At 62.6% G+C, this 12,650-nt stretch carries 12 protein-coding genes; 5 read left to right on the forward strand and 7 right to left on the reverse strand.

The genetic code is table 11. The features are described 5' to 3' along the window. Nucleotide 1 precedes the first annotated feature (1 nt). Nucleotides 2–2,377: a penicillin acylase family protein gene (locus tag HCI85_RS16840; RefSeq protein WP_167146220.1), complete on the reverse strand. Its 2,376-nt coding sequence runs from the start codon at nucleotides 2,375–2,377 to the stop codon at nucleotides 2–4. A gap of 115 nt (nucleotides 2,378–2,492) precedes the next feature. Here HCI85_RS16840 and HCI85_RS16845 point away from each other — a divergent pair, with 115 nt between their 5' ends. Beyond that, the gene (locus HCI85_RS16845) at nucleotides 2,493–3,521 is read left to right on the forward strand and encodes an AraC family transcriptional regulator (RefSeq protein ID WP_167146223.1); all 1,029 of its coding nucleotides are present in this window, start codon (nucleotides 2,493–2,495) and stop codon (nucleotides 3,519–3,521) included. On the opposite strand, the gene HCI85_RS16850 is transcribed toward HCI85_RS16845, so the two are convergent. Further along, on the reverse strand, nucleotides 3,511–5,010 hold the full coding sequence (locus HCI85_RS16850) for a methyl-accepting chemotaxis protein (protein ID WP_090254556.1): 1,500 nt from the start codon (nucleotides 5,008–5,010) through the stop codon (nucleotides 3,511–3,513). The two genes, HCI85_RS16845 and HCI85_RS16850, sit on opposite strands and share 11 nt — an antisense overlap. Nucleotides 5,011–5,229: 219 nt before the next feature. On the opposite strand from HCI85_RS16850, the gene HCI85_RS16855 reads away from it, so the two are divergent. After that, nucleotides 5,230–6,018, forward strand: coding sequence for a substrate-binding periplasmic protein (locus HCI85_RS16855; protein WP_167146225.1), 789 nt, complete (start codon nucleotides 5,230–5,232; stop codon nucleotides 6,016–6,018). Here HCI85_RS16855 and HCI85_RS16860 read toward each other — a convergent pair whose 3' ends face one another. Beyond that, nucleotides 6,019–6,627, reverse strand: coding sequence for a DUF6436 domain-containing protein (locus tag HCI85_RS16860; RefSeq protein WP_167146227.1), 609 nt, complete (start codon nucleotides 6,625–6,627; stop codon nucleotides 6,019–6,021). It abuts the gene before it with no gap. 85 nt (nucleotides 6,628–6,712) lie between these two features. Between HCI85_RS16860 and HCI85_RS16865 the strand changes: the two genes are divergently transcribed. Next, nucleotides 6,713–7,645, forward strand: a complete 933-nt coding sequence (locus HCI85_RS16865) for an alpha/beta hydrolase (RefSeq protein WP_167146230.1) — start codon at nucleotides 6,713–6,715, stop codon at nucleotides 7,643–7,645. Here the strand turns inward: HCI85_RS16865 and HCI85_RS16870 are convergent, their stop codons facing one another. After that, on the reverse strand, nucleotides 7,646–8,413 hold the full coding sequence (locus HCI85_RS16870) for a DUF2059 domain-containing protein (RefSeq protein WP_167146260.1): 768 nt from the start codon (nucleotides 8,411–8,413) through the stop codon (nucleotides 7,646–7,648). Nucleotides 8,414–8,497: 84 nt separating this feature from the next. Between HCI85_RS16870 and HCI85_RS16875 the strand changes: the two genes are divergently transcribed. Then, the gene (locus tag HCI85_RS16875) at nucleotides 8,498–9,121 is read left to right on the forward strand and encodes a 2OG-Fe(II) oxygenase (RefSeq protein ID WP_167146263.1); all 624 of its coding nucleotides are present in this window, start codon (nucleotides 8,498–8,500) and stop codon (nucleotides 9,119–9,121) included. A 152-nt stretch (nucleotides 9,122–9,273) separates the two neighbouring features. Here the strand turns inward: HCI85_RS16875 and HCI85_RS16880 are convergent, their stop codons facing one another. Continuing rightward, on the reverse strand, nucleotides 9,274–9,831 hold the full coding sequence (locus tag HCI85_RS16880) for a DUF6160 family protein (protein ID WP_241693800.1): 558 nt from the start codon (nucleotides 9,829–9,831) through the stop codon (nucleotides 9,274–9,276). A 221-nt stretch (nucleotides 9,832–10,052) separates the two neighbouring features. Here HCI85_RS16880 and HCI85_RS16885 point away from each other — a divergent pair, with 221 nt between their 5' ends. Continuing rightward, complete coding sequence (locus HCI85_RS16885; RefSeq protein ID WP_167146266.1) at nucleotides 10,053–10,547, forward strand: DUF523 domain-containing protein; 495 nt, start codon at nucleotides 10,053–10,055, stop codon at nucleotides 10,545–10,547. On the opposite strand, the gene HCI85_RS16890 is transcribed toward HCI85_RS16885, so the two are convergent. After that, complete coding sequence (locus HCI85_RS16890) at nucleotides 10,544–11,326, reverse strand: DUF4344 domain-containing metallopeptidase (protein WP_160086643.1); 783 nt, start codon at nucleotides 11,324–11,326, stop codon at nucleotides 10,544–10,546. The two genes, HCI85_RS16885 and HCI85_RS16890, sit on opposite strands and share 4 nt — an antisense overlap. Nucleotides 11,327–11,397: 71 nt before the next feature. Next, a complete protein-coding gene (gene serA, locus HCI85_RS16895) occupies nucleotides 11,398–12,627 on the reverse strand; it encodes a phosphoglycerate dehydrogenase (protein WP_167146271.1) in 1,230 nt (409 codons plus the stop codon). Nucleotides 12,628–12,650 lie beyond the last annotated feature (23 nt).

Here is a 12,650-nt window from a genome sequence, read left to right on the forward strand (position 1 = left end):
CTTATGGGTGCAGGATCAGCTGGCTGCGGCTGTTGGCTTTGATCGCCTCGGCATCCAGATGCATCGGCACGTACTCGCCACGAATATAGCGTTCGGCCTGGTCCTTGTAGTGCTGATCAAACAGCACGCCGCTCTGGCCCACCGGGTTGATGCCCAGGGCGCTGCCGGCGTCAGCCAGATCGATCAGGCGGCGGGTCGAGGGGCCGTAGACCACCGACCAGGGCGCCGGGCCGACCGGTTGCGACAGGTTGTTCGGTGTTTCATGGCCGCCCGGTGCGGCAAAGGCGCCGACGTTGAACAGCTTATCCAGCGGCTTCTGCTGGCCCAGCGGGTGGCTGTGGGTGAGGGTGTGCGCGCTGCCCCAGGCCCATTTCGCGCTGTCGTCACCCAGGTTGCTGCGCAGGTGAGCAAGGCTGGCCTGCCAGGCGGCCTTGACGGTATCGGCACGGCTTTCCACGGCATCGCTGCCGCGTTTGTCCCACCAAGGCGAGCTGGCATCGGCGGCCAGACGCGGCAGGGCGCTGTCGAGCACGCGGGTTTGCAGCAGGTTGGCGAAGAAGACTTCGCTCAGCTCATCGGCCATGGCTTCGCGGGCCAACTGGTAAACCAGCTGGTTGAACAATGTGGCGGCGGTGTTCTCGACCTGGTGCTGGCCATCCCAGCTCAGCAGTTGCTCGACCAGTGCCTGCTCTTCGCTGCCAGTGGCGGCAGCCCGCAAGTCAGCGGCCAGCGGTGCGAGCAGGCGTTGCGGGTAGCCGGTGCCGGGCTCCAGTTGCAGCGCCTGGCTGTTGTGCACGTCCCACTTCACGCTGTCGTCGCGCAGGCGTTCGTCCAGGCGCTGGCCGCGATCGGCCAGGTTGTAGTAGCCCGGCACTTCCATGCCAGTCGGTGACACGGGCTGGTAGTTGGCGGAGAGGATATAGCCTCGCTCCGGGTTCTCTTCCTGCGGGTTGGCGCTGAACGGGTAGTAGCCGTCTTTGTCCGCTTCACCGTTGCTGCCGTCGAGGATAAAGCTCGGGTTGACCCCGGCCGGGCGGCGCGGCAGTTTCGCCGCCGCCCACCAGCCGATATCGCCCGTGGCATTGGCCCACACCACGTTCAGCCCCGGCGCTTCGATGTGCTCGGCGGCGACGCGGGCTTGCTCCAGCGTGGCGGCGCGGTTGAGCTGGTAGAAGCCATCGAGGATCGGATTGTCGGTTTCCAGGAAGGCCCACCACATGGCAATCGGCGTGCTGCCGACGGTTTCACCCAGGGCGCTGTTAATGATCGGACCGTGCGGCGAGCGGCGTATGGTCAGGCGCACCGGCTCGGCATCCTTGACGCTGATCAGCTCCTCGCGGCTTTGCAGCTCGACCCACTGATCGCGGTACCAGACCTGGTTGGGGTTGTCCGGGTTGGTTTTCTCGGCGATCAGGTCGAGGTCATCGTTCTGGAACATGGTGATGCTCCAGGCAAAGTCGCGGTTATGCCCCAGCGAGGCCACCGGATTGAGCGCCTGGTGGTGGCCGTACAGGCTGAAACCGGGGTAACTCAGGTTGGCTTCGTACCACACCGACGGCACCGCGAAGCGGATGTGCGGGTCGCCGGCCAGCAGCGGTTTGCCGCTGGCGGTGCGGCTGCCGGAAATCGCCCAGGCGTTACTGCCCTCGAACTGCGGCAGGCCGGCATCCAGCAGCGCGGCATGGCTCAGCTCGGCGATGGCGTTGAGGTCCTGCCAGTCGCCAGCGGCGAGGTGCTGACCGACCACGCCTTGCGGGTGCCAGTCGAGGTCAAAGGCCTTGAGGTAATCGGCGCCCAGCTGATCGCGGATGTGCGTCAGCACTGGCTCGGTGCGGAAGGCCGCAGCGAAGCTGTAGGCCATATAGCCGGCGACGCTGAGGGTGTCGGCGACGTTGAACGGGCGCTTTTCGATGCCCAGCACATCGAACTCGATCGGTGCCGGGTGGTTGGCCTGGTATTGGTTGATGCCATCCAGATAAGCCTGCAGCGCTTTGCTGGCTGGGGCATTCATATCCATCTTCGCGGCGTAACGGTCGGCGTGTTCGCGGATGCCCAGGGTGCGGAACAGGCGGTCGGTGTCGACTAGCTTGCTGCCGAGCACCTCGGCCAGCTCGCCACGGGCCAGGCGCCGCAGGATTTCCATCTGAAACAGACGGTCCTGGGCGTGCACATAACCGAGCGCGCGGTACATATCGGCCTCGTTCTGCGCCTGGATATGCGGTACGCCGCGTTCGTCGTAATCCACCGTGACTGCGGCCTGCAGGTGGCTCAGCTGCAGCTCGCCGTCGCGTTGCGGCTGCTTGCTGTCGATGTACCAGTAAGCGCCGGCGGCAGAGGCCGCGACGATCAGGGCCAGGGCAGTCAGGGTGCGTTTCATGGGGTTTTCCTTGTTATAGGTTTTATCAGCCTGGCCATTGTGCGCACTACCGGTTGTGCAGGCATTGACCAAAAACAGCAAGAGTGAAAGTCTTTGGTCAATCCAAGAGGCCGCTATGCCACACGATCCGCACAACAGCATTGCCAGCGCGTTGACCCATTCTTCAACCTTGCGCCGCCTGCTCTATGAAGCCTTGGCGGGGTTGGGGTTGGACCCCACCGACACCTATCGCCAGGCGTATCAGGGCGTAGTACTGGCGCCACCGCTGCTCAATGCCCGCGAGGACCATGACAATGCGCCGCGCTTCTGGCAGGCGCTGGCGGGCATCAGCGGTGATCCTGACATCGGTCTGCACCTGGGCGAAACCATGCAGCCACGGCCGATGGATGTGGTGGGTTACCTGCTGCTGGCCAGCCGCGACCTGGGCCAGGCATTGGAGAGTTTTGTGCGCTTTCAGCACATCCTCTCCGGTGGTTTTGCCGCGCGGCTGGAGCTGGAGGGCGAGCAGGCGCGGCTGATCTTCGACCTCAATTACCGTGGCGTGGGTTCGTTGCGCCAGCAGATGGAGTGCCTGGCGCTGCTGCTGCAGAAAATGCTCGCCAGCGTCAACGACGGCGGCTTTGCGCTCGATGGTGTGGAGTTTCGCCACCCGGCCCCGCGCCGCCTGAGCGAGCATCGCCGGCTGTTTGGCCTGCTGCCGCGTTTTGCCCAGGCGCATGATGCGCTGATCTTCCCGCGCGCCTGGCTCAGCCGGCCCTCGCGCAGCGCCAACCCACGGTTGTTCGCGGTGCTCTGGGCGCAGGCGGAAGTGGAGCTGGCCGAGTTGGAAGAAAACCAGCTGCTCAACCGCGTGCGCTATTGGCTGGAGGTCAACCTGGGCGTGCAGCTGTGCGACCTGCCCCGCTGCGCCACCGCGCTGGGTTACAGCGTCAGTGGGCTGCAGCGGGCGTTGACCGAACAGCAGCAGAGCTTTCGCCAGCTGCACGATGAGGTGCGTCGCTTGCGTGCACAGACCCTGCTCGACAGCGGCCTGGCTATCCGTGAAGTGGCCCGCGCCTGTGGTTTTGCCGAGCTGTCGCCGTTCTACCGTGCGTTCAAGCGCTGGCAGGGCGCGACCCCGCAGGCTTATCGCACTAGCGGCTGACGCGGAAGCGCCGGCTCAGGTCGCTCAACCGCTCAGATAAGTGGCTGAGTTGCTGGCCATCATGACTCAGGGCTTCGGCATCACTGAGGTTTTGTTCAGCGACCTGTTGCACGCTGGTCAGGTGCTGGCTGACCTCCGCGCTGACGGCCGCCTGCTGGTGGGTGGCGGCGGCAATCAGCTCGTTCATCTGAGTGATCGAACTGATGTCCTGCGCCACGGCGCCGAGCAGGTCGGCAGTGGCCTGGCTGTCCTGTACGCAACTGCGCACGCTGTCGCGGCTCTGCTGCATGGCTTCGGCGGCCTGACGGCTGCCTTGTTGCAAGCGGCTGATGATCTGCTGAATTTCAGCGGTGGACAGGGCGGTCTTCTGTGCCAGGTTACGCACCTCGTCGGCGACCACAGCAAAGCCACGGCCCTGATCACCGGCGCGGGCAGCTTCGATCGCGGCGTTGAGGGCCAGCAGGTTGGTCTGTTCGGCAATCGAACGGATCACTTCCAACACCTTACCGATCTGTTCAGATTGGTTGGCCAACGCCTGCACTTCACCTTCGGTGACGTCGATCTGAGCAGCCAGCTTGCCGATCTCGCTGCGTACGTGATTGACCGAACGGCTGCCTTCGGCGGCTTGCTGGTTGGCCGTTTGCGCGGCACTGGCAGCCCCATCGGCGTGCCCGGCCACCTCATCAATGGCGCTGCTCATCTGCTGCATGGCTGAGCTCATGTAGACGATTTCACCCTGCTGGCGATCGGCGCCACTGCGCAGATGACCAGTGGCTTGCGCCAGGTTGTCGCCCATCGTTTGCAGGCCCTGGGTGTCTTTGATTACTTCGCCAACCAGCTCATCCAGTGTGTCGAGGAAGCGGTTAAAGCGCTTGCTGACCTTGCCTTCAGCATTGCTGCGGTAGCTCAGGTCAATGGCGTCGTCATTTTCGGTGAGTTGTTCGGCGGTTTGCATCAGGGCGGCCCCCTCCACGGCTTCGGCATGGGTTTGCAGGGCCAGGTAAATCAGGATCGCGCTTTCCAGCACCACGTAGAACGCATGCAGGAAGATGATTGGCCAGCTGCCTTGTGCCACCACTGTGACGCTGAACCCTTGGGTTTGCAGGGCATAGAAGCCCAGGTGGTGAACTGCAATCACTGCAGCCGCCACCACGATCGGCAGCCAGTCGCGGTAATACACCAGAAACGCCAGCAACACGAAAATACCGAAGTGCATTTCCAGCATGCCGCCCGCCTGGTTGATGTGCAGTGCGGACATCACCATAAACGCTGCACCAATCGCACAGCGCAGCAGACGGCGCCCGGCAATCAGCTGCTGCAGTACGGTCATCACTGCCGCTGTTCCACCGCCCACCAGCAAGGCTTGGCCCCAGGTACCGTGCCAGAGCGCCAGACCCAGCGAGTAAAGAAACATCAGCCACAGCACCATCAGCATGATGCGGTCCGCTTTACGGTAGTGCAGCTCTAAGGGTGAAAGACGGCTAGGCATGGCAAAAGACCTAAAAAGTAGCGTGATATTCGGATCAAGTATGGCAGCCGTCCGTGGGTGCGCAGGGCTTTTCTAGGGTGATAAGTTGTACACGGTATGTCATTTGTACAATTTTATTCGATAAACATACAGGGCTCAGTGCATGTCGCCGGCGGTCAGTGGGTGCAGTGCTGGTCTCAGACTGATCTAGCCTCATAAGCATGCAAGGAGGTCATGCTTATGCAGCGGGTGCTAGTCGGTGCGTGGTTTACCCTGATCGGGCTGCCCTGTCTGGCCGCAACGCCGCCAGTGCAAATTTGCTTGGGCGACAGTAACGAGTGGCCGCCCTACACCTATTGGCAGCGCAGCGATGGCGAGGTGGACCGCAGCCGTCTGACTGGGTCGGCCAGCACCCTGGTGCTGGCGATTCTGCAGCGTTTGCAGCTGCCCTATGAGGTGCACTACATGCCTTGGGCGCGGGTGCAGCAGGAGCTGGCGGACTTTGCTGAAAAGGGTCGCTGCGAGCTGACCTGGGATGCCAGCTACAACGCGGAGCGTGCTGCCTATGCCCATTACAGCGCGCAGCTGTATGAAACGCGTCTGGGGCTGTTCTACTCCGCGCAGCGCTTTGCCGAAGTGCCGTTGCCCGCCTTGTTGCAGAACCTGCAGCCCTATCGGGTGTGCGGAGTGATTGGCTACAACTACCAGCCGTTTGGCTTGGGCGAGCCGATCAAGCGCTTCCCCAGCATTCAGCAGAACCTGGATATGCTGCAGCGCCAACGTTGCGACTTCTTCCCCAGCGAGATTGAGCCGTTGTATGGCGGCCTGGCGCTGGGTATTTATCAGGGCCATGAGCATTTGCGGCATATGCCACTGGTCGCAAGCAAAGCGTTCTATCTGCTGGTCAGTAGGGGTTCGCCGCGTGGTGAACGGCTGATCTCGCAGTTTGATCATCAACTCAAGCAACTGCAGGCCAGCGGTGAAGCGCAGCAGATCTTTCAGCGCTTTAGCCCGGATGGTCTGCGCTAGTCAGTGGCGTTGCCAGTCGCAGAAACAGCCCACCGCCAGGGTGTTGCTGGCGTTGACCGGGCGATTGGCGACCAAGGCGTCGAGAATCGGCTCGATAAAACTGTTGCTGGAGGTACAGGTAGCGCCTTCGCTGTAGGGGCCGAAGTAGGCCAGTTGGCCATTGCGGTCCCAGATCGCCACCGCCGGGCTGGCGGGGATTTGCGCGCTGCCAGCCAGTTCAGCCAGGGGTTGCAGGGCGCTCAGGGTGCTGGGCAGTTGACCGTTGGTGCCGGGTTTTTGTACGGCATAGAAGGTAACGCCCTGGGCGCCGAAGCGTTCGATCAATTCGGCCAGGTGCTGTTGATTGCCAACATTGCACGGGCAGGCGGGGTCCCAAAAATGCACCAGGCGAATTGGCCCAGGGCCGGCCAGCTCGTCGGGCAGACGCAGTTGTTCGCCATAGAACAGCGCGGTTTGTTCACTGAAGCTGCGCAGGTAGCGTGCTTCGTACCACCAGTAGGCGGCCAGCATGGCGGCTGCCCAGAACAGAATCAGTAGGCTGGCGAGTAGGGTCTTGCGCGTGGGTCGAGTCATGAGCAGCCTTCGGCAAACAGGCGCGCAGCTTGCCATGACTGGCGCGACAGCTGAATATCCGCAACCTGATTGCGCGGCCCAGGATGGCCTGTGATTACTCCGTAAGTTTGATGGAAGCCCTATGCCAGAGCCGTTTCAGCCCGAAAACCTGCTTGCCAGTCTGCGACCCTTGGCCGCAGCCGCTGCGCTTTCACCGGCCGAACAGGCCTACCGGCAGTTTTACGGCTTCAGCGATACCTGGGCGACGCACACCCGCATGGGTACGCTGCAAGCCGCCGGTTACCAGATTGCTGTGCAGGCTTGGTGGCCTGAGCAGCCGCGCGCCACGCTGGTGCTGCTGCATGGCTATTACGACCACGTTGGCCTGTATCGCCATGTGATCGAATGGGCTCTTGGAATGGGTTTTGCCGTGCTGGCCTTCGACTTGCCGGGGCATGGCTTGTCCAGCGGTGCGCGGGCGAGCATCGGTGCGTTCAGCGAGTATCAAACGGTGTTGCGCGCAGTGCTGGCCGAAGCGGCAGCCCTGGCGTTGCCGCAGCCCTGGCACCTGTGCGGGCAGAGTACGGGCGGGGCGATTCTGATTGATTACCTGCTGACCGGCGCACCGGGGCCGGACATCGGTGAAACCATTCTGCTGGCCCCACTGGTGCGGCCACGCGCCTGGGGCTGGTCGCAGTTCAGTTACCGCATCATGAAGCGCTTTGTTAGCGAGATTCCACGGCGTTTCAGCGTCAATTCCAGCGATGCCGAGTTTATCGATTTCGTTCACCACCAGGATCCGCTGCAGCCGCGCAATTTACCGACTGCCTGGGTTGGGGCGCTCAGCCGGTGGGTGCCGCACATCGAAGCCGCGCCGCGCAGTGCGCGCAGCCCTCTGATCATTCAGGGGGAAGCCGACATGACGGTGGCCTGGCGCTACAACCTGCGGGTGCTGCAGGATAAGTTCGCTGACCCGCAGATGCTGCGTCTGCGCGAGGCACGGCACCACCTGGCCAACGAAACGCCGGCCCTGCGCCAGCGCTATTTCGAGTTTCTTAGCCAGCGGTTGAGCTAATCAGATACCGCGCGGCGCCGGAGCCAGCGCAGCGCTGCTCTGGCCAACCGCCAGGCCGCTACGGATCGCCGCCAGGGCGGCCTGGTAGTAAGCCTTGCCGGCATCGGACTGGGCGAAACTGACGAACTCTTCCAGCTCCGGGTCGCTCAGCTCGCGGTAGACGTGCAGCAGGGTGTTATCCAGATCCGCCCCGATTTGCTCCATCAACCGCTGGCGCTGGCCATTAAGCATGGCCTGGGCGCTGTCGCCCCCGAGCAGACCGGGGAGCATCTGGCTGAGGCTGTCGGCGGCTACACCGGCCAGGGCCAGGCTGACTTCGGCACCGGCTTCCCGCGCCGGCAGGGCCTGGGCCAGGTGGCGAATCAGCAAGCGGCGGGTGGCGCTGGCCTCACTGCGTGGCAGGCCGTTGGCGTAGCGCGCCAGTTGATCGCTGCGGGTGGCGAGCAATTCGGCATCGACAATCTTGCGCCCCAGTGGTGACTGGAAAAACTGCAGGGCGCTGCCCGGCTCGCCGAGGTTGTCACGCAGGCCTTGTTGCGCGCGCTGATCCACGGCCGCAGCGGCAAAGCGCTGGTTGCTGTTGTTCACCAATGCCTGATGCACCGCCGGCGGCAGGCTGCTGCGGTAGCGTTCCTGGGCGGCCTGCAGGGCATCGCTGAAGTGCATGCGCTGTTGCGGCCAGCCGGCCGCCTGATACAGCTGCAGGTAATCGTCGGCCAGGGCGGGCAGGCTGAGCAGCAGGGTCAGTACAACGGAAAGGGCGCGCATTAGGGACTCCATTCAGGGGCGGCTATTTTCTGCGGCATGCTGACGCTTGTCGAGGCTCGGCAGGGCGCTGGTAGAATCGCCGGCATGACGACCGATACCCATACCGCGCTCCTGACCCGCATCGTTGACGACCTGGCCGAACAGGGTTGGTCGCTGCAGCCGCAGTTTATTGCCCCCTCTCTGACCTTCGAACTGGCCGAAGAGTGCCGTAAACGTGCCGCACACGGTGCATTGGCACCCGCCGGCGTCGGCCGTGGCGCGCAGCAGCAGATCCGCGAAGGGGTGCGCGGCGATCATATTCAGTGGCTGGAAGCCGGTCAGGCTGAGGCCTGTGATCAATATCTACAGGCGCTTGATGAGCTGCGGGTGGCGCTGAACCAGGGCTTGTACCTGGGGCTGGAGGATTTCGAGGGGCATTTCGCCCTGTATCCGCCGGGGGCGTTCTACCAGAAGCACGTGGACCGCTTTCGCGATGACGATCGCCGCGCGGTGTCCGCGGTGTTCTACCTCAATGAGGATTGGCAGGGCGAACAAGGCGGCGCGCTGCGCCTGTATCTACCGAATGGCGAGACGCGCGACGTATTGCCTCAAGCGGGCAGCCTGCTGCTGTTTCTATCCGCCGACATGCCCCATGAGGTCTTGCCGGCCAGTCGTGATCGACTGTCGCTGACCGGCTGGTTTCGCCGGCGGGGCAATGGGCCGTTCTAGTCAAGATTGGCTAGAACCTGTTCACGATCTCGCGAGCTAGAGCCATGCAAGGCAAAGGCAGGCGAGGAAGCGGAGTGTACTTTTGTACATGAGCATTCCGAGCCTGTTTTTAACGCTGCAGGGCCGACGCGCAGCAGATCGTGAGGAGGTTCTTAGTGGCCCCAGACCTTGAAGGTCCCCCGCAGATCAGTGATGTCGCGCATCTCGATGCTGCCCAGACGGCTTTCGCCGACGTACATATCAGCCGCCACCCGCACGCGAATGCGCTGCGCCGGGATACCGCTGGCCACCAGTTGATCATTGATGGTGGTGAGGTCGGGGAGGGTTAGTTGCAGTTGCTGTTGGCCGCTGCCATTGGACACCACATCGATTTTCAAGGTGGGCAGGTTGACGCCGAAGATTGGCAGGGTTAGCCCCAGTTGCGCCGCGCCGAAGGCGAAGCTGCCGCCAGAGCCGTTCGGGCAGCTGGCGGGGGTGATGCAGCCGTTGTCGATTTTCACATTGCGCAGCGAGGCGTGGCCGCCATCATCGCTCCAGCGCACCTGGCTGATGGTCGCCAGTACGTCCGCACGGATGCTAATGCCCGCTTGGCCACTGACTTCGCTCAAGCTCTGGTTGTCCATCGGCAGCAAGGCCGCCTGGCTCGGCAGGGCGTAGGCCATAAAGCTGGTAGCGAGTGATAGGGCAAGGGTGCGGAGTGGGCGATGCATGGAAGTGTCCTCAACTAGAGTGCCGAGAGTCTGTGCTGGGCCTGGCGCGCGCGCCATCGGGCCGCGTTGCTTCCCGCCGAAGGATAGGCCGGGGTTGCGCGCGAATGGCGCTGCCAGCGTGATGTGATTGGCAATCTGCTCGGCAGCCCGTCCCTTTGATCGGCGGCCAGCAAGCGCAGTAACCTGACGGTGTTACGCCGGGTGACCAATGAGAGAGAGTGATGCAGAAGATTCTGGTAAGCCGTTGCCTGTTGGGCCAGCGCGTACGTTATGACGGCGGCGCCCATGGCCCGTTCAACCTGCTGGAGCGCTGGCAGCAGGAGGGGCGCATTGTGCCGCTGTGCCCGGAAGTCGCCGGTGGCCTGCCAACTCCGCGCGCCCCGGCGGAAATTGCCGGCGGTCAGGGGGCAAAAGTACTCGACGGGCAGCTGCCGGTGCTGACGGTGAGTGGCGAGGATGTCACGGCGGCTTTTGTTGACGGCGCAGAGCAGGCTCTGGCCTTGGTGGCGCAGCATGGCATCCGACTGGCACTGCTCAAGGCGCGCAGTCCCTCGTGTGGCAATTTCGAGGCGTATGACGGCAGTTTTAGCGGCACCAAGGTCGCTGGCGAAGGCGTGACGGCCGCGGCCTTGCGCCGCGCCGGGGTGCGGGTGTTCAGTGAAGAAGAACTGGCGGCGGCGCAGGCCTTTCTGGCGGTGCTGGATGGCACTGATTAAGGCGCTTGATCATCATCGAAGTGCAGTGGCAGAAGCTGTTCGATGGCATTGGCCAGCTGCCAATACTCCTCTTCACAACTGTCCCGGCGCTCCTCAGGGAGCTGATCGCCCGCATCGCTGTAGCGCTCGATGTCGGCACCGTATGCCCAGCACATGACGTTGTAATAGCGTTGCCCGTTCAGGCTGTGCGTCGCGGCCAGCCCGTCTTCGCTGATGTCGTCTTCCCACGCGCCAAAGCTGAAAATGGTGCCGTTGAGTATGTGCTCGCCATCTTCACGGTGCACCCAAATGTAGGTGCTGATCTGATCGGCCACATCTTCTTCGCGCCCCAGCATGGGGATTTCCAATTGATCGATCAGCGCGTGGCCCAGTTCGTGGAAGAACAGGTAGTCGCTCCAGCCGACGGCGAACGCCTGCGCCTCTTCGGCATTGAGTTGGCCCTCGGCTTCAAATTGAGCGAAGTTGTTTTGCGTGTCTTGCAGCTCTTCATAGCAATAAATGATGCTCTGTTCGTCGCTGTCGTAAAAAGCGTTGGCCTCATCGCATGTGCGCATCGTCAGCAGCAGTTGCAGGCCCTGATCCGGCAGCAACGCGTCGATATGCTCACGCCAACCCTCGAGAATGGCATCCTGTTCGGCCTGTGCAGCGATGTCTCGCAGCTCAAGCGGCGCAGCCTCGTAGCGCACGCTCAACTTGTTGGAATTGGATTGGGCCTGAGTGCAATCGAGGGCTAGTAAGCCGGCCAATAGCAGGGCAAAACGGGCTGGAAGGGTGAGCATAGGAATTCCTGGGTGTGTCGAGCGCGCATTAAAAAGGCGACCGAAGTCGCCTTTTTAATGTCTGCGCCGCGTTAGAACAAGACGCGGCTACGGATGGTGCCTTTAACGTGCTGCAGCTTCTCTAGCGCCAGGTCGGAGTAATCGGCGTCGACGTCGATGACCACATAGCCGACCTTGTCGTTGGTCTGCAGGAACTGGCCAGAGATGTTGATGCCGTTTTCGGCAAACACGTTGTTGATCTCGCTCATCACGCCCGGGATGTTGGCGTGGATGTGCAACAGGCGATGCTTGCCCGGGTGCGCCGGCAGGGCCACTTCGGGGAAGTTGACCGAGGACACCGAGGTACCGTTGTCGCTGTACTTGACCAGCTTCTCGGCCACTTCCAGGCCGATGTTGGCCTGCGCTTCGGCAGTCGAACCACCGATATGCGGAGTCAGGATCACGCGGTCCAGGCCACGCAGCGGGCTTTCGAACTCTTCGTCGTTGGACTTCGGCTCGACCGGGAACACGTCGATGGCGGCGCCAATCAGGTGCTCGTCCTTGATCGCAGCAGCCAGGTGGTCCAGTTCAACCACGGTGCCGCGTGCGGCGTTGATCAGAATGCCGCCCTTTTTCATGGCGCGGATTTCTTTCTCGCCGATCATCCACTGGGTGGATGGCAGCTCAGGCACGTGCAGCGACACGATGTCGCACATGCCCAGCAGGTCGTGCAGTTTGGCGATTTGGGTGGCGTTGCCCAGCGGCAGCTTGGTCACGGTGTCGTAGAAGAACACCTGCATGCCCATGGCTTCCGCCAGTACCGAGAGCTGGGTGCCGATCGAGCCGTAACCGACGATACCCAGCTTCTTGCCGCGGATTTCGAAGGAGTTGGCTGCCGATTTGATCCAGCCACCACGGTGGCAGGAAGCGTTCTTCTCGGGGATGCCGCGCAGCAGCAGAATGGCTTGAGCCAGTACCAGTTCGGCCACCGAGCGGGTGTTCGAGTAGGGGGCGTTGAACACGGCGATACCGCGCTCGCGGGCGGCGTCGAGGTCAACCTGGTTGGTGCCGATGCAGAAGCAACCGACGGCGACAAGGCGCTTGGCGCAGTCGAAGACTTCGGCAGTCAGCTGGGTGCGCGAGCGGATACCGATAAAGTGCGCATCGGCGATCTTTTCTTTCAGCTCGTCGTCGGAGAGTGCGCCCTTGAGGTACTCGATGTTGGTGTAACCAGCGGCCTTCAGGGTGTCCACTGCATTCTGGTGGACGCCTTCAAGAAGAAGGAACTTGATCTTGCTCTTGTCGAGAGAGGTCTTGCTCATCGGAGTACCTGTTGTCCCACAAA

Source organism: Pseudomonas sp. OTU750018, assembly GCF_011636575.1.
Classification (GTDB): Bacteria; Pseudomonadota; Gammaproteobacteria; order Pseudomonadales; family Pseudomonadaceae; genus Aquipseudomonas; species Aquipseudomonas peli.

What these genes read in the sequence shown, in the direction of transcription:
- HCI85_RS16840 (WP_167146220.1), bottom strand. Translation starts at nt 2,377, where the DNA reads ATGAAACGCACCCTGACTGCCCTGGCCCTGATCGTCGCGGCCTCTGCC.
- HCI85_RS16845 (WP_167146223.1), top strand. Translation starts at nt 2,493, where the DNA reads ATGCCACACGATCCGCACAACAGCATTGCCAGCGCGTTGACCCATTCT.
- HCI85_RS16850 (WP_090254556.1), bottom strand. Translation starts at nt 5,010, where the DNA reads ATGCCTAGCCGTCTTTCACCCTTAGAGCTGCACTACCGTAAAGCGGAC.
- HCI85_RS16855 (WP_167146225.1), top strand. Translation starts at nt 5,230, where the DNA reads ATGCAGCGGGTGCTAGTCGGTGCGTGGTTTACCCTGATCGGGCTGCCC.
- HCI85_RS16860 (WP_167146227.1), bottom strand. Translation starts at nt 6,627, where the DNA reads ATGGCAAGCTGCGCGCCTGTTTGCCGAAGGCTGCTCATGACTCGACCC.
- HCI85_RS16865 (WP_167146230.1), top strand. Translation starts at nt 6,713, where the DNA reads ATGCCAGAGCCGTTTCAGCCCGAAAACCTGCTTGCCAGTCTGCGACCC.
- HCI85_RS16870 (WP_167146260.1), bottom strand. Translation starts at nt 8,413, where the DNA reads ATGCGCGCCCTTTCCGTTGTACTGACCCTGCTGCTCAGCCTGCCCGCC.
- HCI85_RS16875 (WP_167146263.1), top strand. Translation starts at nt 8,498, where the DNA reads ATGACGACCGATACCCATACCGCGCTCCTGACCCGCATCGTTGACGAC.
- HCI85_RS16880 (WP_241693800.1), bottom strand. Translation starts at nt 9,831, where the DNA reads ATGCATCGCCCACTCCGCACCCTTGCCCTATCACTCGCTACCAGCTTT.
- HCI85_RS16885 (WP_167146266.1), top strand. Translation starts at nt 10,053, where the DNA reads ATGCAGAAGATTCTGGTAAGCCGTTGCCTGTTGGGCCAGCGCGTACGT.
- HCI85_RS16890 (WP_160086643.1), bottom strand. Translation starts at nt 11,326, where the DNA reads ATGCTCACCCTTCCAGCCCGTTTTGCCCTGCTATTGGCCGGCTTACTA.
- serA (WP_167146271.1), bottom strand. Translation starts at nt 12,627, where the DNA reads ATGAGCAAGACCTCTCTCGACAAGAGCAAGATCAAGTTCCTTCTTCTT.